Here is an 18773-nt window from a genome sequence, read left to right on the forward strand (position 1 = left end):
TACCGTTTAAGATCATGCCGACAAGTATGATGAGAACTACCCACCAGTAATCTGCGAGCCAATGCATGGTTAAATTCCTTTACCTGTCATCTTTCAAATTGCTATGTGTTAACCGCAGCTTGAAATCTATTAGGTATCGTTATAAATCGTGAAAAAATCATGGGTAAATGACCGGTAAGCCACTCACTACCCGCCACATCCTGTGATTGCCAGGCTTCCAGCAAGATGGCTGGTGTCAGTAAATGCTCCGCGGTTGTCGCCAGAGGGCGGTAACTCAGGTGCCAAGGTTCAGCAGCAACGCCGCCGGTGTCTGTGCTAAAAGGCCGGTAAAAGCCAAACTCAGCCATATGTGCATCAAGCCATTGAGTCAGCGGATAAAAATACCCACCCAGTTGGTATTCCCACGGCTCCAGTTGCAATTTTGCCTCCAAGGGTAACAGTGATGGATCGTAAATATCCAAATCACTGCCCCAATGGTGACGGCTGGCCCCAGGCAGGGCGGACCAATGCAAAATAGCTTCACAACGGCTGGCGGCATCAAGCTGAGAAATGTCTATCGGTTGACTATCTTTATCTAATACTGGTCGCTCACCGCGAAATTTGCCATTCCAGATAGCCAATTGGCGGTCAAAATCGCGAAAAGTACTGGCTGGCTGCAAATCAAAACCAGTCACTTTAGCTGCCTGTTGCATGGCGAGAAAGGCATCAACAGCCTGTGGCTGCATGCGGTGATTGCCGGTTAACACCACTAAATGTTCCGTTGAGCGGCCGGTAATCATCTGTGGGGTCAATGTATTAGCTGTCATGCGATGAGTTGCTCCATGATTTTCTGATACATCCGGCTTAGCAGTTGTAAATCCGCAGCGTGAACACATTCATTCACTTTATGGATTGTGGCATTAACTGGTCCCAGTTCAACCACTTGTGCACCCATCAAGGCAATAAACCGGCCATCAGAGGTGCCACCAGTGGTCAACAGTTGCGGCGTTATCTCGGCGTAATGCTCAACGGCATTGACCACAGCATCAACCAACGCGCCACGCGCAGTCAGGAATGGCTGACCAGATAGAACCCATTCCAGGGTGTAATCGAGTTGATGACGCTCCAGCAATGCCTCAACCCGCTGCTTAATCATGCTATCAGTCAGTTCAGTGCTGAAGCGGAAATTGAACTGCACATAGAACTCACCGGGAATCACGTTATTACTGCCAGTACCGGCATGCAAGTTAGCGATTTGCATGCTGGTGGCGGGGAAGAACTCATTGCCTTCGTCCCATTGTGTCGCCACCAGTTCATTCAGCGCGGGTATCGCACGGTGAACGGGGTTATCAGCCAGATGAGGATAAGCTACATGCCCTTGGATTCCGTGGATGCGCAAGTTGGCGGTGATAGAGCCTCGGCGACCATTTTTCACCACATCACCGACGCGGTCGGTACTGGATGGCTCACCCACCAGGCAGTAATCCAGCCGCTCATGACGCGCCATCAGGGCGTTAACCACTTTGACGGTGCCATTAATAGCTTTGGCTTCTTCATCGGAGGTAATCATAAATGCCAGGCGACCTTTATGATTAGGATGTGCGGCCACAAAGCGCTCAGCCGCAACCACCATCGCCGCCAGTGAACCTTTCATGTCGGCAGCACCACGGCCATACAGCATGCCATCGCGAATAGTTGGCTCAAACGGTGGGCTGCTCCAGTGGTTTTCATCACCGGTAGGAACCACATCGGTATGACCAGCAAACGCCAGTGTCTCACCTTCGCCACGCCAGGCCCAGAAGTTGAGAGTGTCGCCAAAATTCATCGGTTCGACAGTAAAACCGATAGCTTCTAAGCGCTGAATCATGATCTCCTGGCAACCCGCATCATTAGGGCTGAGCGACGGGCGTTTAATTAATTGTTGGGCCAGGTCGATTACCGGACAGATCATGTTATTGCACCTCAATAGCGTTTTGGTTATGGGTCATTTTTTGAAGATGTTGCTGAATAAATTGTTGATAAATTTCAATTTTGAAACCCAGCAGCAGCTCACCATTAGCCGCTTCCAGCAGCGGGCGCTTGATGATAGCAGGTTGTTCCAGCATCAGCAGTTTGGCCGATTGTGCATCAGTAATGGCATCGCGCTGAGCTGGTGGCAATTTACGCCAGGTTGTCCCGCGAGTGTTCAGCAACGGCTCCCAACCCAGTTTATCGATAAAACCTTGCAGGCGTTCGTCACTCAATCCATCCACTCGATAATCGTGAAACTGATAGGCAATGTTTTGTTCTTCCAGCCAGCGGCGGGCCTTTTTTATGGTGTCACAATTTTTGATACCATATACTTTATACAAATTTTTTTGAGCATCATCGAACATGAAAAAATGTTACCTATATGTGCGTGTTAGTTCAGAACAACAACTATCTGGTGATGGTTTAGATCGCCAAGAATCAATGTTGACTCGATACTTCGATGATAACGCAAGTTGCTACGACTTTGATCCCAATTATGAATTAATCGTTGATCGCGGGGTAAGTGCATTTAAGGGACATCATCAGCGTGAAAGTGCTGGTTTAGGTGGGTTTTTTAAAAAGGTCAGGAATGGGGAAGTTGAGAAAGGCTCAGTACTGTGTGTTGAGAGCCTTGATCGTTTTTCTCGTGAGAATCCATTTAAGTGTGTTGAATATATTTCGATACTTGATAGTTATCAAATCGAGTTACATGATGTGGATAAAAAACTGAAGATTGGACGAAAATATCCAAATAGTCTTAGTTTTGCGGTCATGATCGCCGAACGCTCATATGAAGAATCAAGATTAAAGTCAGTTCGTATACAAAAAGGCTGGGATAAGCGGCGAAAGATGGCGAAAGAAGAGGGGCAATATATGATTAAAAATTGTCCCAAATGGATTGATGTTGTGAACGACAGGTATGTACTTAATGAAAATCACATAGTCATTCGTGAAATTTTCGACTTATATCTATCTGGTATTGGTAGTTACACCATTGCAGTGATGTTGAATCGTGATAACAAAACAATAGATGGGATGAAATGGAATAGTACTAAAATTTGTCATGTATTGAGAAATCGAAGATGCAAAGGGGAATATACATCCAATAGAGTTATCCGGAACTTTGATGATGATACTGTTACCTCTACTTTTGAAATTTTAAATATCTATCCACGAATAGTAAGTGATGATGAGTTTCATGAAGTTTCTACACGTTTAGAGAAATTCAATTATACTGGACGTATTCGTCACGATTTGAAGAGAACTGTGTTCAATACTTTGTTGAAATGTGAATTATGCGGTTCGGCTTTAGGGGTTAGCAGTACTTCTGGTTATACTTATATTAAATGTGACAATGCAAGAGCTAATGGCGGCTGTACTGGAGTGTTAATGGCATATATGCCATTTGAAAAGGCAATTCTCAGCCACATTAAAGATATAGATATCTCTAGAGTAATTAATATAGACTCGACAATTAGCAATATTGATATTCTAAAAACTGAAATCGTTGAGTTGGAGTCCTATATTCAATCATTTACAGCAGGTATTGAAAATTTAAAACAACAAGGAAGATTGCCTACCTTTGATATGCTAGATGGAAAAGCACAGGCTGAAGAGCGGCTGCAAGATGTTAAAAAAACATTAGCAGCAGAAAGAGATACAGCTAATGTCAGTAATTTAGAGTTCTCCAGTGATATACATAAACTTGAAAATATAATTGAGCGTTCTAGGCTGGAGGTTGAGTTACGGAAAGTCATTAAACGAATAGCAGTCAAAGCTAATAAAACATACATAACCGCAGACATTAGCTATTACAACGATGATAATATTAAACATATTCTATTAATCCATAAGAAAAAAGCAATAATAGAAGCTATGGGTGAAATTAGTCAGCAAGGTAGATGGAGAACATATAGTTTTTTAGAAAGCGGCGTTCAAGTATTTCGTGTTGAATCTAATGGTGATGTTTGGACATTAGCGGCCGCGAGAAATAAAAGCATTAATGAGATACAAAAATATATGACTATGATGGTTGGACGTGAGCCTATTGATTTTTATTATATTATTAACGAAGATATGATTGACTGGCTTTAAAAAATAGATTTAATTAAAAAACGAATACATATAATAAAGTTTATTTTATTCGTATGATTTTTTTCTAGAGGGAACTCAGACTAGTGCTACGATTAAATATACTGAAAGATTATATTAATATTGTACTCATAAAGTATAGGAATACTACTGAAACTATATATCAATGTACCAGCTAAAAAGTACAGAGATACTGTCAAAACCTTAGATACTCCCTCTTACTATATATTAAGTTCTTATGCAAGAAATAGTTATTACTATTCCTTGATTGAAACTAGCCTCGTCTGATAGCATGTAGTCATTCGAGGAAAACACAGCGAGGTAAACAAGATGAGATGATTTTAATTTAGCCCAAAGGAGGTCTATATGACCATTTCAAAACGTGGCCGTGTGCCTAAAACAATAAAAACCGCAGTACAAGAACAATTCACCCACATGGGCGACGATGGCAATACTATGCCTGCCTCATGGAATAATAGTACATTCAAATATATATCGGCACCTTGCGGCTCAGGAAAAACAACTTCACTCTGTACTATTATTAATAATAGTATTAGTACGAAAGATAATAACGAACGATTTATTATTATACAGAATACGCTCGCACTTGCTAAAAAAACAGCTGATAAATTAAAACAGTGCAAGTTAATAATAAGCAATTTACCCAACGGAAAAAAAAGGAGAAAGAATGTTATTAATTCAGTACTGGACTTTCTGAAAAATCCAACTGAGAGCGTCCTAATTATTAGCGACAAAACTTTTTTTAAAATACCTGTTGAGTTACTGCATGGGTGGCAGGTCTGGTTTGATGATGTGACTAATTTTCACTCATTTCAAAACATCAATGACTCAAATAATAAAGTTAAAGATATTATTTATCATGAGCTTATGCAAGATCATGAAATTGTTGATGAAGATACTGAAAAGTACTTAACGGCGAAAAAGAAAACAGTGCAGGGTGATTTGTTGTTCAAAATAGCACAAGAATTATCTGTTATCAGTGAGAATGATATTCTCATCATGAACAATGATTATTTCAACGATTCTGACAAATCTCAATTAAACATCATTGGATGGAAAGATCTAACGAAGTACATTGGTTTACCTATAACTTTTATGGGAGCAAACTTTGAAGAATCATTGATTTATAAAACAAAACCTTCATTATTTGAGAAGGTAGAGTTTCATGATTTGCAACAACGAAAAGTGCCACTCAGCCAACGACTTAAAGTTTACTATTTTTCTGAAAATATCAATCTTTCAAAGACATGGAAGGAATCTAATCCTGAAAAACTTCAGCGTGTTTACGATTACCTTGATGAAGTACTTAAAGATCAGGAATTCTACTGGACTAACAACATACAAGATCAGCAGACGCTTCATAGTGGTACGAAAATAAGCCCCGATGTCAGAGGGTTAAATGACTACATCGAATTGAAGACGTGTGTCTGGCTTGCTTGTATGCGACCTAGTGACGCAGAATCCAAGTTGTGTGAATTGTTATTGGGTATTACAGGAGAAGATATCCACCATGCGAGAGAGTATGAGAGCTTGCACCAGTTTGCATTGAGGGGGATTTCAAGGAATTTTGACAGTACTGAAACGCAGATTGTCTATGTGTTTGATAAGTCTCAGGCTGAATATTTGAGTAAAAATATTGAACATATACCCGAAGTACTGGTAAACACTGAGCCTGGCAAATCAGGCAGGCCAAAGGGAGCTAAAAACGTTAATAACCCAATGCCACTCAGTGATACGAAAGGAAAGCGTTACAGACGTTGGAAAGGCGACAATCCCGAGCTTGCATTGGCTTCATTCAAAGAGTTTCTTAGTAGTGATACTAACCGCGATCTCAGTACCGAAGATATAGCGGCTATGTGGAATAAGTACGAAAGGGAAGTGCAAAAAATCTCTAATCTCGTCCGAAACACCGACATAAAAGGAAATATGTCCGAAAATAACCCCTATTAATATATAGTTAACTAAAAAACGGACATTCTACAGAGAAAGCGAATTAATGCATTGAAAGCAGGAGCGGCAGAGCAAGCGAATTGCTTTCAATGCATTAAGGAGAGTACTCACGTAGTGAGTGCTTGAAAGTTATCTATCTGTTATTAAAAATAAAATTAATTAAACAGCACCCGCACAAGGCGAGTACTGTTCGCTGGCTTTGGCTTGTCCTGTTGCGTTCCCGCTGGTCACTGACAGTACAAAGCAAATCAGCTTTCTGCTTTAGTACTTTGAGTATGTACTCGTCAGTTATTGCACTTGAAAACATAGCAGTACTGACTGAGCGAAGCGAGATCACATCCGATCAATCCTCTTTTATGATGGTGTTTCGGACTGAATGCATAAAAGCTGCAAAGTGTAATTCCGGCTAACATTCCACTTCTGTTGAATTTTCTTTTCATCCGGTACTTGAAACGCGTATATCAGCACAGAGGAATCTCGATTAGGCTAATGTTACTGGTCTTAAACTTGCTAAATAATTAAACCCCAGCTCAACTATTACAGAACTAGAAAGTTTAAGGGATTACATACACATATTAAAAGTAGAGTGTTTTTTATCCACATTAGTTTGTAGCTGACCTGCCTGGTACAATCAAACATCAGCACATTAAAAGTCAGGATAGCCAGAGATGATTACACAATACTTTGCTCAACCTGTAATGAGCACAGATCAGAAGTTGTTAGGGGTAGAAGTACTGACTAGATTCCAGAAAGATGGGCTAAACTTGCTCAGACCAACACCTGCTGAAATAATGCAGGGCTGGACTATCCACCAAAAACGAGCCTATCTTATTGATATAATATATTTTATTACTAATAATGAAGCGTTTTTCATTGATAATAAACTGTTTTGCTCTCTCAATATCGATTCCAGTACTGCATTGATTTTGAGACATGACGCATACATTCGGACTTTATTGAAATCAATGCCATACGTTAAGTTTATGATCTCAGAGAGGGATATAAAAAATGAGCATGGGGTAATGAATTTAGAATTGAAATCACTTTCACATAGTAGCAATGCTCTTTTCCTTAATTATCTTGGCGTTGGAAATATGAATGTACTAACTGGTGTTAGTACCATGCTTGAAGTAGTTAAGATTGATGAAACCTTGTTCGTTACTCAATTCTACAAAAACAGTTTTCCAGTATTACTAAAGGATATAATGAAGTACTGCCCGAGAATTATCGTATCAGGCGTATTTGGTACTAAATTATTGCAGTACTTGAAGAAATGGGGTGTTTGGGGTGTGCAAGGAGAAGAGTTGTACGAATCAATGCCGCTGCAAGATGTTAGTACTTTACTCTGATAGTAAGGCCGCGATTGCGACCTTTATTATATAATTGGAAGTTTTACAATAGAGAGTTTTAATATGTTGGGGCCTGCGATAGTGATTGATGTAACTTCCATTTTTCTTTAAGCTTTATTCTTACCATATTGGTGTAATCTAACCAAATCTCAGGCTGATAAGTACTTATCAATTTGATAACAGTATCGTGAGTATAATGTACAGGAAGATGCATGAAGCTATTTACAACTTTTATTTTTTCACTTAACTCATTGTAATAATTATGGTAGTTTAATGTTCGACCTGACTTCGATTTTATTGGTTCAATTGAACGAGAGGTATTAATGAATCTTAGAATTTCTGATATTACCCGTTTCTCATGATTTATTTCCATCATTACACAACTGTTCACTTCTTTGGTTATTTTTTCGAAGGAGAGTATTTTTGCACACTTATCAAATATTGATTTGTGAGGTTCCGATGATAATAATAAATCCTCAGTTATTTTTTCTAGCCACATCTTATGATTATATTCTGGAGTTCCGCTAATATTATCCTTAGATTCAATTTTGAAAGATGTAATACTACTCTCCATATCAGTAATTACTTTAGGAAGATAATCTGGCTTATAATTACCATCAAAGGCATTATTGATACTTGCTTCTAATTCTGAATATTGAATGTCACCATCTACAATGCATAAAAAAACATGTTCTTTAAGTGAGGGATTAAGATTTTTGAGTAAAGTTAAACCAAAATTAAGGCGAGGTAGATTTTTCCAAGAACCTGTTATGTGTATGTTTAGAGGAATATGTTCTTCTGCTGCTATACGTTCAAGAATGACCTTCGCTAGGAAATCTTCACAAAAAACATCCATACGCGGAATCACAGTATTTCTTGCAGTTCCAGTTAATTTAATTGTAATTGTTTTTTCACCATTACGATCTGATACAGACACCTGCTTTGTACCTATAATTCCTACCGAATTATTCAAATGTATAATATTATTTTCCTGAGTCATATGCATTCCCCCTGATCTTGATAAATTTTATTGCATCACATTGGAAATTAATAATCTGAGCCAATTGTATCTCAGTTTGGACCAGAAGCGGTATAACGGAGCATCCTCTAAACATGTACAATTCAATCTCTTTTGGGTATTCCCCACTGATACAAGTTTTCATTGCCTCTTTTAGTATCATTTAGTACTTGAAAGTATCTATATGATACCATATCATTGAATTAATTTAAATGAGACTGTGCGTAAGGATGAGGAAAATGATTTTTGGCTATTGTCGCGTTTCAAGTACTGAACAACGGTTGGATCGCCAACTAGTAGTACTTGAACCGCTTTGCGACAAAGTACTTACTGAGAAGGTTTCAGGTAAATCCACCAGCGACAGGCCAGTACTTCAAAATCTACTCTCTCAGTTACGTGCAGGTGACACACTTTTGGCTTTATCTATCGACAGGTTGGCCCGAAACACCAAAGATCTCCTTGAGTTGGTTGATGAACTAATAGAACAGGGTGTCACCGTAAAATTTGTTGATAACAATATGAGTTTTGACAATTCGCCAGCATCAAGACTAATTTTAACGATGATGGGGGCTGTTGCTGAGTTTGAGAGGGGTATTATCGCCTCTCGCCGTAATGAAGGTATTTCCTTGGCTAGACAAGCAGGTCGGTATAAGGGCAAGCAAAAGAACCAAGAACTGCATAACAAGATTATCGATATGTTACAGGCCGGGAAGAACACACCGGACGAGATCGCAAAGTTGTGCGATTGCGGCAGGGCAACAGTGTTTCGAGTGAAGAAAGAGATGCTTGCCAGTACTGGCGGAATAAAGAATTGATATAGCGGCAGGGGGCATGAAAAGGACATATGGCAAATAGCTGTCTATATATCCTTTTGATATCTATATGAAATACTAAAAGTACCGACTGGCTACTGATGGATTTTTATAGATTATTTTCTTTATATAATTGCTCTAAATTCAGTGTGATATTCTTTTTATTCAATTCTTTTTCTATACATGACCAGCGTTTACGCTCAGCCTCCTTAAGGGGAGCAACAGCTTTATCCGTATCAGATTTACTCATGCTACTGATATTTGATTTTAGATCAAAACTAAGGTCATCATATCTCTGGTGTTCCGGTTTACAAACTCCAGAAATTGCATTATTTAAGTACTTGCTATCTTTGTGCGGATCATATTTTTTGTATGCGGCTAAGGCTGTAGTACTGAATAATAGAGCAAGCAATAATGTTTTTTTCATATTATATGACTTTTATTTTGAGCAGATTTGAGTGATCGTCCCATTATGGTTAAAATCAACCACAATTACTTTTATAGTACTGTCATTCAATACATATACGAAGAAATTGCTCGATGAATTATCATATTTTCGCGAACCATCATCTGCGATCTTATTGAATGTAGCTATTTCAGTACTACTCTCAATTTCACGAGAAGACAGTTTAATTGTTAGCATGCTATCGGTAATAGTATATGTGATGTGAGTAGATATATCTGAATAGAAACTAGAATTATGCTTTGTACCTTGACGAGTTTGAGTAATAGCATCAAATTTATTGCAGGTATAAATGTTCTTATTATCATGAGTACTGGTATTATCTTGAACCGTGTTCTCGGGAGCTTTAACCTTGTCATTAGAAGGGAAGAAGTTAGCTATGCCTATACCCATTGTAACAACGAATAGAAAAATACTTGCTATCAATGCAGTCAAAAAAGTTCTAACATTACCTCTCCCTTTATTACGGCAACTATTAGCGATCTTCTTATAGCAAAATGCTGAAATAACAATGCATATAATAATAACAACTAAACCAGTCATACTGTTCTCCTTGAATTCATATCTTTCCGAGTTACTAAAAGCAATTGAATATACATCAACTAACTTTAATCACATTTCCCTTTCCATCAACAGTAACTTTTATGTTCTTTGAACAACTCCGGCATTGACCAACTCCAGTACCATTTTTAGATACTCCTGTCTGAACGGTTGTAGTACTGCGGCAATGTGGGCATGTAATCGTAAAATAGTTCGCCATTATACATCCTCTTCTATTATCAAAATTTTATAACGTTCAGGTCAAATAACGCATTGCTGTCTTCTGGGAAATCAATCATATCACAAATAAATCAATCGATCGATTTTATAGATCGATATGATTAAATTAATCACTTAATGATATAATGTTATGTAACTTATTGATAAATTTATAGATTAAAACGAACGGTAATGATGTTATTGGGTCGCTAGATGGCTAATTTAGTGTCAAAAGAACACATCAGCGTATTAACCATAGGACAAAGCCAAACGTATCTGAAAGAGAGTACTGTGATCCTGATCCTGATCCTGATGCGTGAGGGGGGGGGATTTGTGCAAGCGAGTGAATATAGTTTTTGATGGGTATCGCTTGAATAGCGATAATGACAGATACAATGGAATAGTAGTTACTGAAAAATTGCTATCCGGCTTCGATATTTTGGGTGCGGTAGTGTTAGTACTCAATTACGTATAACCTTTTGCTAAATTATTTTGGGTTTTCATATGGCTAAAAGTTCGCATCCTTCATCATTATTTCATTTTACAAAAAGCCAGGAGCATTTTTTCTTAATCCTTTCGGAATGTATTTTAAGTCATCAATGGCAAGAGAGCGTATTACATCTAAAGGGGGACGGCGAGATTTTGGCGTACCAATGGTTTCATTTTGTGATATACGACTCTCCCAACTTGAAGAGCATACTCAAAAATATGGTATGTTTGGACTAAGGTTAACTAAAGGTTGGGCTGAATCTAAAGGATTACATCCTGTACTTTATATAAGTAAAGAAAGTACATTATTTACTGATTACAATAAACGGATTAGATTACTGAAAGATAAGATTATACCTTATTGGAATGTCAGGCACTCATTAGTTGGAATTGAACTAAGAAGATTTAATAAATTAAAAAATGAATATGCTTATTTATATAATTTGCTTAGATACATGAAAAATTATCAAGGGAGACTTATTCGAAATGATGAAGTTATTGATGAAAACTTTAGATTTGCTGACGAAAAAGAATGGCGATATGTTCCTCAGCCATTCATAAGTGATATGTGGCCTAGTCTTAATTTAGAGAGAATTAAAACAAAGGCAGACAAACGAAGGTATAACGATAAGTTTTCTTTCATTGATTTTTCTTTTGAATATAATGATGTTAAATATATAATTGTTCCAGGTGATAGTTATTTGGAAATAATATATGGGTTACAATTAACAAAAGAAATGTTAACAGTTTTACTGAGTAAAACATTAACTATGAAGCAAATTAATCATTATTTAATGGTATATATTTATTTTCTCTTAAGGTCATAGACTGATAGATTATCGCTGAAGTATCTTAAGTTTGAGAAAATAAAGAGTAATATTTGAATGATACCAAGATAGATATTTGGTTTTATTGACATTAGTACATAAATTACTATATTAGAAGTAAGACCAAAGACAATTCGCTTTGTGACATAATACTCTAACCCGTGATCTACTACATTTTTTATACTTATGCTATTAGCTGTAGTTTGACTTATCAATTGCCCATAGATTATAAAAGAAGCAATAGACCAGTCAGATACTAATAAAACATCTATTAAAGATGATGTGTATATTTTTATTGTAATTAAAATCACAAACGGCACAATGAAAAAATACCATGAGGTTACTAATCTTTTTACAAAGATTGCTTTTTCATCATTACCTTTAGCAAGATTAGAAATGAAGCGGTTCATTTTTTAATCCTTCAGTGTTTTCTATAATATTTAGTACTTCAATTATTTCAGCATGAATTATTTTACTTGTTTTATTATCATTTTTTGATTTTATAATTAAGTTTAATTTTGCAACCATTATATCACTTGGACCTATAGCAGGAACTAGCCCTGATTGATATTTTTCAAGCCAGCGTTTATCCATCATTACTGCTTCAAAGCGTTGATTCATATTCAGGCTTTTACAATCCCATCTTGAGTTTCCATCATTAACAGGTTTGACAACAAATAATTTATCAGTCACGCCATTTTCATGAATTTTCCCTTCTACATATAAATCGTCCAGATTAGCAGAGAATTTAAAATTAGTATTAACTTTAATAGGATGATCGATTTTTTTATCTAATATTAAATCAACTTTCTCATCACTCCGAATATTAAGGTTTGCATCCGCTAGCCTTTTTAATATTTTTGCTAGGGCTTTTTTATCAACTTGCGGTTGAGCTATGGTGAATAAATCAGGAAATGACTCGGTCAATCTTTCATCCAAATTATCAGCGATTTCATCAATTTCGGTTTCACTTTCAACACTAGATATCCCGGAAAGGTCTTTGGTTGTTTCACTTACCTCATTTAAAATTTTCGCTGTAACTAAGTCAATTGCTTGTCCTTTGAATTTTTTCAAATAAGTAGTAATGGAACCTTTTTCAACATCGTCGAGTACAAAGCTAAATTCATCTTTGCAGCCGATAGTATTAGAGATAAGTTGTATAAGATCCTCATAGGCATTGATGTACAATGCCATAGCTTCGAAAATTTTCTCTGGTCTATTCCTGCCAACTTTGTAGTCGATTCTAATTCCAAATGTATCTGCCATTTTAACATCCAGTTTCAATGCGTTGTGGCAATATACTGCATTTGTAATTTGTATCAAAATTTGATTTTCAGTATACCTGTATATTTGTACAGTTAAAGTTAAATTTTAGTAAAAAATGAAAGTTGTAAAACTAATTATTAAATATCAATCGATTAAATGAGTTTTTTGCTTTCTCAACTCATGCTTCTTTTGTTATGAGAGTACGTCAGAGAAGATATAATGTAGCAAGGCGTTATGGCATCTTGTTGGGATTTTGTGATCTTCTGTAAATGAAGCACAACATATAGAATTTATAATTAGTATTGGCACCATATGGTGTATCTCATATAGTAGGTGGCATCTATGGGTAAGAGCCAACACGTCGTTCCGCATAATGGTGAATGGCTGTTAAAGGTGAAGGTAACGGAAAAGCTACTTCTGTTCATCGAACACAACAAAAAGCAATTGATGCTGGAAGAGGGATAGCAAAAAACGAAGGAAGTGAGCTTGTGATTCACAGACCTAATTCAATCCCCACGATAATGTTCATATCTTGGTTCCATGCATCATTAAATTTTACGCATGAAAAAAAGTTTGCGTAATGTTCATGGTATTTTAATGCCATAAAGGCACAATAATGGGGTTGCTGGGTTATCTGACATGGAAAAATAATACCTCGGCTAGAATGGCGCGATTATGCAGGATAAATACCAGGCTAGTCACTGATATGGCTGCCTGGCTTGTCCATAATGCGGGAAAATGGGGTTTGAATCCAGACGGCTATGGGGTGTTTAGCGCGTAAATACGCACGTCAGTCGAGGGATTTAGCCAATTCGGTCAAGGTCAGCGGCATATTGGCGAATAGCTTTTTGGTAGAGGCTGATATCTTGATGATTTGAGGTTTCAGCCAGCAATATCAATAATGCTGCGACCGCTTCTTTGGTTTCCCCCAGATTGTACAGTGTCATGGCACGAAACAACGTTATCTCTTTTGCTTGTGGAAAACGAACTAGCGCCGCGTCAAAGGTATTTAATGATTCCTGATATAGCCCCAGCGCCCGGTAAGTACTACCTAGCCCAAGATAGGCTTCCTGTAGCTCTTTTCCCGCCAAATTATGCTCGATAGCCGCACGATAGAAGGGGATCGCTTGCAACTCTAGCCCTTGCACATCATAAAGAGAGGCAATCTTATACAGCAGGATGGCGTTGTCTGGGTCGCTGCGCAGTAAATTTTGCGCCATTGCTACTGCATCATCGTAACGGCCCAACTCTTTCAGCGAATCAATAGAGTGTTTCATGGTTTACTCTGCATTTTGCCAATAATGGGTTGTGTCAAAAACGGCATTTACCCCTATATATCTGAGCACGCTACTCCGGAATCGACCAACAGGCAAGTAAAGTGCTCACCGCCAGAGAAACACAGTCAAAAGACCAAATTCAATATCTCTGAAGCAGATCTCATTTCCACACTAATTTAAATGGATTCCAATTTTGACTGTTCAAAAAACAGGCGTATAATTGACCGCGATAATTAGAGAGGAAGTTATGGTTGATTTTGAGTTAGGTACGTGGAAAGAGTTTATCGATGCTATGCTGCGTAAGGCATAAGCGAATAAACCGGCAGTAAGAGTTGTTATCTTTTGTTGTTTTATTAATACATATCCAGGGGCGGGTTATCGTCCGCAGAAGGCAGAAACGTCATCGTTCCTGCCTTTTTTATTGGCTATCTATCGCTTTTGCTCTCAGCCAATTATCACTAGCTGTTTTGATATTGATAGCCCATCCAAGGCACCACAATGTTGCCGCTATTAATAAGAAAGAAACGCTCAAAGCCAGGAACCAACACATTGACGACAGTACAGCCAGAAGTACTTTGATAGAGAATATTGACCAGCAATTGATACCCTCGCATGTTTAACTCCCGCTCTACCTGCAATAATTGCTCAATTACTGGCGCAATGGGGGCATCTTCTGGAATATCGACACTATGCAAGGTTCTATCGGTTAATAATCCGGGCAAATAGGCTTTACAGCTGCGCTGTAGTTTTGGCCACTGTGCTAATCGCCGTAAAGAATGTTTTTGTGTCTCAATGAGGTAAGGGAATCGGGCGACAATAGAGTGAAACTGGATCAGTTCGGTTATTGCCCGGGATATGGCGTAATAAGGTGATAGGGAGGTTCCTGCACCAAATAAATGTACCGCCTGGCAGATTTTATGGCCGAAAGCGATGAATGTCCGACAACTTGAAGATTGGCTGATTTCGAGTACTGTAATGTGATCTGCTATTTCGGCCTGAGCATTTAACCATAAGGTGTGAAGTTCTTCTTGTAGCGAATCAGGATTAACCAGGCGTAATGCTTTTTTGTTATCTTGATAAAAGTAATTAATCAAAAATTGAGATAAATCTTCACGCTCAATACTTTCATTTGCAGCATGCAGCGCAGCTTCCTGAAAAGAAGAACCAATGGCGGTACCACTGTTACTGGAATAGCGGCGTAATACCTGATAATCGAAATTATCTCCTTCAAGGGGACAATCCGCGTAATCCGGTGTTGAAAAAGCGGCTGGATAATAAATCGAAATATCGCCAGTGATATTACTATAATGGCGACAAGCAATTTTTGTATTGGGTTGAGTTTGTAGCACATCTCTAACGAAATCAGTACCGCCCAATGTATGTTGCAGTTTATTGGTTTTGCATAATGTCATTTCGCCGAATTTTTGGTGATTTGTTGAAATATAATGTTCAAATGCTTCATAAAAAGCACCAGTTAGTGCCGCGCCATCAATACCTTTGCCCACACCTTGGCTGAGTAAATTATTATTTTGATCATAGATATTACATGTGGTTGTAATGATATGTAGACCAATATTTTCTATGTGAGGAGTGATGGCGTTATCCTGAAATTCAGCCAGAATTCGTTTTTTTGCTTCAGCTAATGTAATTTCACGCTCATAGGGTAATTCCATTAATTTATCTCCTGTTAACAATTAATTAAGGAGGCCTAAGCCCCCTTAATTATGATGCTATTAACTTTCCAGTTCAGCCAACTCCTTTTCTGTTAAACAAGTAAGGTGTTCATTATTTTCAATAGACTCATCTTCATCAACTTTGTTTGGCAATAAGCCGAGAATACCCATAGCTATATCTCCTGACTCTTTTGAGGTTAATGTTATGCTGTGTTTTTATTCCCGAAGTATGACGGGAAAAATAAATATGGATGATGATTTTAAGATGGTCAAGATATAACTATAAATATATAGCGCTACTTTTTTATTTAACTTTTAATTACTTATTAAAATATAATTAATATATTGGCTTATTGTTCTTTAGTTTACTTTAAATAAAAAGGTGACATTAATCGTTGATATCATCTCAGACTGCTGACAAACCCCAACAACTTGATCTTGCAAGGTGAAGGCAGGTAGAAGAGTAAAGCGTCCGCGCCAAGGATGGCGCGGCTCGAGCCTCCAGGGATGGATTGACGGCGTCTTTACGATCTGCCTGTTTTCACCGATACGGGCACTTTGTCATTAACCTCAGGTAGGTGACATTAATCGTTAATATCACCTTTTTTACGTACCGCCTGTATTCTTTCTGTTTTACTGAGTATCACTATTTTTTGCACGTGCTGGCCTGCCGGGGAAGCGGCGTCGTACCAGAACAAAGAACAGTGGCACGAAGAAAATAGCCAGCACGGTAGCTGAAATCATCCCACCCATCACACCGGTACCCACTGCATGTTGGCTACCAGAGCCAGCCCCTTGACTGATTGCCATCGGCAATACACCAAAGATAAATGCCAAAGAGGTCATCAGAATGGGCCGTAGCCGCAGGCGAGAGGCTTCAAGTGTGGCCTCAACCAAATCTTTGCCTTTATTGTTTAATTCACTGGCAAACTCAACTATCAAGATAGCATTTTTGGCTGATAGCCCAATGATGGTGAGTAATCCGACCTGGAAATAGACGTCATTTTCCAAGCCCCGCATCCAGGTTGCGGCAACCGCCCCAATCACCCCGAGTGGCACAACCAGCATCACTGAGAAAGGTATTGACCAACTTTCATATAATGCTGCCAGACATAAGAATACGACTAACAGTGAAATGGCGTAGAGGGCAGGGGCTTGTGAGCCAGAGAGCCGTTCCTGATAGGACATTCCCGTCCATTCCAGGCCAAATCCATTAGGCAATTGTTTGACCAATCCCTCCATGACATCCATAGCAGTACCGGTACTGACGCCCGGAGCCGCTTCACCGACGATTTCCAAAGCAGAATAGCCGTTATAGCGCTCCAGTCGTGGCGAGCCATACTCCCAGCGAGTGGTTGAAAAGGCAGAGAAAGGTACCATGCCGCCGTTTTTATTACGCACATACCATTTGTTAACGTCTTCAGGCAACATACGCGCAGTGGCTTCAGATTGAACATACACTTTCTTTACCCGCCCACGATCAACAAAGTCGTTAACGTAAGTCGAGCCCCACGCCGTTTTTAGTGTGTTGTTAATATCATCCAAGGACACACCCAGCGCTTGTGCTTTGCGCTGATCAATATCTATCTGTAATTGCGGGCTATCATCCAGCCCGTTATGACGCACACGTGTTAGCGCGGGATCCTGAGATGCCATCTGTAATAATTGGTCGCGTGCCGCCATCAGTTTGTCGTGGCCTAAACCGCCGTGATCTTGTAATTCCATATCAAAACCTGACGAACCACCCAAACCTGAAATGGCCGGTGGGCTACTGACAGAGACTTTTGCTTCGGCGATTTTGTTAAACACTTTGGTGGCGCGTTCAATGATGGCAAATGACGAATCATTACTGTCTTTTCGCTGTTCCCAGTCAGACAGTCTGATGAACAGGCGCGCGACGTTTTGACCATTACCACCGGGGCCAGAGCCCACGGTGGAGAACACCGACAGCACATTATTTTTCTCTGCCGTCAGGAAGTAATTCTCGACTTTCTCAACCACTCTGAGTGTCTGCTGCTGAGTCGAGCCGACAGGAAGTTGTACCTGAGCCATAAAGACACCACGGTCTTCCAGTGGCAGGAATGAGGTTGGTAACTTGATAAACAGCAGCGCCAGCCCACCCAAAAGCAATAAATACAGCAGCATATAACGCACGCTGTGATGTAAAACCTGCGCTACGCCCCGCTCATAGCGGTGAGCATTGCGGTCAAACATGCGGTTAAACCAGCCGAAGAAGCCGCGTTTGGCATGATGATGCCCCGGTTTGATCGGCTTGAGCATGGTGGCGCAAAGTGCCGGGGTCAAAATCAATGCCACCAGCACTGAAAGCACCATTGCGGAGACGATAGTAATGGAGAACTGGCGGTAAATAGCCCCGGTGGTGCCACCGAAGAATGCCATCGGAATAAATACCGCCGACAGCACCAGAGCGATCCCCACCAGCGCGCCCTGAATTTGGCTCATGGATTTGCGCGTGGCTTCTCGTGGTTCAAGCCCTTCCTCACTCATCACGCGCTCCACATTTTCCACCACGACAATGGCATCATCGACGAGTAAACCGATGGCTAACACGATGGCGAACATGGTTAAGGTATTAATGCTGAATCCGAATGCCGACAGTATCGCGAAGGTGCCCAATAGCACTACTGGAACGGCAATCGTCGGAATCAGTGTGGCGCGGAAGTTTTGTAAGAACAGATACATCACCAGGAAAACCAGCAAAATGGCTTCCAGCAGTGTTTTGACCACGTCTTTAATGGAGGCTTTCACAAAGGGGGTGGTTTCATAGG

At 39.3% G+C, this 18773-nt stretch carries 17 protein-coding genes and 1 pseudogene; 6 read left to right on the top strand and 12 right to left on the bottom strand.

The window, feature by feature from the left end; genetic code table 11:
• The 4 genes and pseudogenes from ACNSO8_RS12770 to ACNSO8_RS12785 form a co-directional block, all read right to left on the bottom strand.
• Window positions 1-67: pseudogene (locus tag ACNSO8_RS12770) on the bottom strand (hypothetical protein); the annotation flags it as partial.
• Between the two features lie 34 nt (window positions 68-101).
• Complete coding sequence (locus tag ACNSO8_RS12775; protein WP_418394823.1) at window positions 102-806, bottom strand: M15 family metallopeptidase; 705 nt, start codon at window positions 804-806, stop codon at window positions 102-104.
• Window positions 803-1930 (bottom strand): succinyl-diaminopimelate desuccinylase, encoded by a 1128-nt coding sequence (gene dapE, locus ACNSO8_RS12780; RefSeq protein ID WP_019081769.1) that lies wholly within the window; start codon window positions 1928-1930, stop codon window positions 803-805. The genes ACNSO8_RS12775 and dapE overlap by 4 nt, the downstream gene beginning before the upstream one ends.
• A gap of 1 nt (window position 1931) precedes the next feature.
• Window positions 1932-2354 carry an ArsC family reductase gene (locus ACNSO8_RS12785; RefSeq protein WP_418394824.1) on the bottom strand — a complete coding sequence of 141 codons (423 nt, stop codon included), beginning with the start codon at window positions 2352-2354 and terminating at the stop codon, window positions 1932-1934.
• Here ACNSO8_RS12785 and ACNSO8_RS12790 point away from each other — a divergent pair.
• The 3 genes from ACNSO8_RS12790 to ACNSO8_RS12800 all read left to right on the top strand — a co-directional run bounded on the left by ACNSO8_RS12790 (window position 2353) and on the right by ACNSO8_RS12800 (window position 7400).
• A complete protein-coding gene (locus ACNSO8_RS12790; RefSeq protein ID WP_418394825.1) occupies window positions 2353-4083 on the top strand; it encodes a recombinase family protein in 1731 nt (576 codons plus the stop codon). The two genes, ACNSO8_RS12785 and ACNSO8_RS12790, sit on opposite strands and share 2 nt — an antisense overlap.
• Window positions 4084-4446: 363 nt before the next feature.
• Window positions 4447-6051, top strand: coding sequence for a DEAD/DEAH box helicase family protein (locus ACNSO8_RS12795; protein WP_418394826.1), 1605 nt, complete (start codon window positions 4447-4449; stop codon window positions 6049-6051).
• 668 nt (window positions 6052-6719) lie between these two features.
• Window positions 6720-7400, top strand: coding sequence for an EAL domain-containing protein (locus tag ACNSO8_RS12800; RefSeq protein ID WP_050080902.1), 681 nt, complete (start codon window positions 6720-6722; stop codon window positions 7398-7400).
• Window positions 7401-7458: 58 nt separating this feature from the next.
• On the opposite strand, the gene ACNSO8_RS12805 is transcribed toward ACNSO8_RS12800, so the two are convergent.
• Window positions 7459-8400 carry a hypothetical protein gene (locus tag ACNSO8_RS12805; RefSeq protein WP_418394827.1) on the bottom strand — a complete coding sequence of 314 codons (942 nt, stop codon included), beginning with the start codon at window positions 8398-8400 and terminating at the stop codon, window positions 7459-7461.
• A gap of 257 nt (window positions 8401-8657) precedes the next feature.
• Between ACNSO8_RS12805 and ACNSO8_RS12810 the strand changes: the two genes are divergently transcribed.
• Window positions 8658-9233: a recombinase family protein gene (locus tag ACNSO8_RS12810; protein ID WP_050080905.1), complete on the top strand. Its 576-nt coding sequence runs from the start codon at window positions 8658-8660 to the stop codon at window positions 9231-9233.
• 106 nt (window positions 9234-9339) lie between these two features.
• Here the strand turns inward: ACNSO8_RS12810 and ACNSO8_RS12815 are convergent, their stop codons facing one another.
• Both ACNSO8_RS12815 and ACNSO8_RS12820 read right to left on the bottom strand, forming a co-directional pair.
• Window positions 9340-9657: a hypothetical protein gene (locus ACNSO8_RS12815; RefSeq protein WP_418394828.1), complete on the bottom strand. Its 318-nt coding sequence runs from the start codon at window positions 9655-9657 to the stop codon at window positions 9340-9342.
• 12 nt (window positions 9658-9669) lie between these two features.
• Window positions 9670-10236, bottom strand: a complete 567-nt coding sequence (locus ACNSO8_RS12820) for a hypothetical protein (protein WP_418394829.1) — start codon at window positions 10234-10236, stop codon at window positions 9670-9672.
• A gap of 815 nt (window positions 10237-11051) precedes the next feature.
• Here ACNSO8_RS12820 and ACNSO8_RS12825 point away from each other — a divergent pair.
• Window positions 11052-11768: an abortive infection system antitoxin AbiGi family protein gene (locus ACNSO8_RS12825; RefSeq protein WP_418394830.1), complete on the top strand. Its 717-nt coding sequence runs from the start codon at window positions 11052-11054 to the stop codon at window positions 11766-11768.
• On the opposite strand, the gene ACNSO8_RS12830 is transcribed toward ACNSO8_RS12825, so the two are convergent.
• A complete protein-coding gene (locus ACNSO8_RS12830; protein WP_418394831.1) occupies window positions 11747-12178 on the bottom strand; it encodes a hypothetical protein in 432 nt (143 codons plus the stop codon). The genes ACNSO8_RS12825 and ACNSO8_RS12830 overlap by 22 nt on opposite strands.
• Window positions 12159-13034, bottom strand: a complete 876-nt coding sequence (locus tag ACNSO8_RS12835; RefSeq protein WP_408575328.1) for a hypothetical protein — start codon at window positions 13032-13034, stop codon at window positions 12159-12161. The genes ACNSO8_RS12830 and ACNSO8_RS12835 overlap by 20 nt, the downstream gene beginning before the upstream one ends.
• Window positions 13035-13414: 380 nt before the next feature.
• On the opposite strand from ACNSO8_RS12835, the gene ACNSO8_RS12840 reads away from it, so the two are divergent.
• Window positions 13415-13615 (top strand): DUF2188 domain-containing protein, encoded by a 201-nt coding sequence (locus tag ACNSO8_RS12840; protein ID WP_418394832.1) that lies wholly within the window; start codon window positions 13415-13417, stop codon window positions 13613-13615.
• A 222-nt stretch (window positions 13616-13837) separates the two neighbouring features.
• Here ACNSO8_RS12840 and ACNSO8_RS12845 read toward each other — a convergent pair whose 3' ends face one another.
• From ACNSO8_RS12845 to ACNSO8_RS12855, 3 genes are all read right to left on the bottom strand, one after another.
• Window positions 13838-14311 carry a tetratricopeptide repeat protein gene (locus ACNSO8_RS12845; RefSeq protein WP_019081767.1) on the bottom strand — a complete coding sequence of 158 codons (474 nt, stop codon included), beginning with the start codon at window positions 14309-14311 and terminating at the stop codon, window positions 13838-13840.
• Between the two features lie 458 nt (window positions 14312-14769).
• On the bottom strand, window positions 14770-15984 hold the full coding sequence (locus ACNSO8_RS12850; protein ID WP_263699851.1) for a YcaO-like family protein: 1215 nt from the start codon (window positions 15982-15984) through the stop codon (window positions 14770-14772).
• Window positions 15985-16617: 633 nt separating this feature from the next.
• A partial coding sequence (locus ACNSO8_RS12855; protein WP_418394833.1) for an efflux RND transporter permease subunit occupies window positions 16618-18773 on the bottom strand: 2156 nt, incomplete at its 5' end.

The organism is Yersinia sp. LJYL362, from assembly GCF_048323875.1.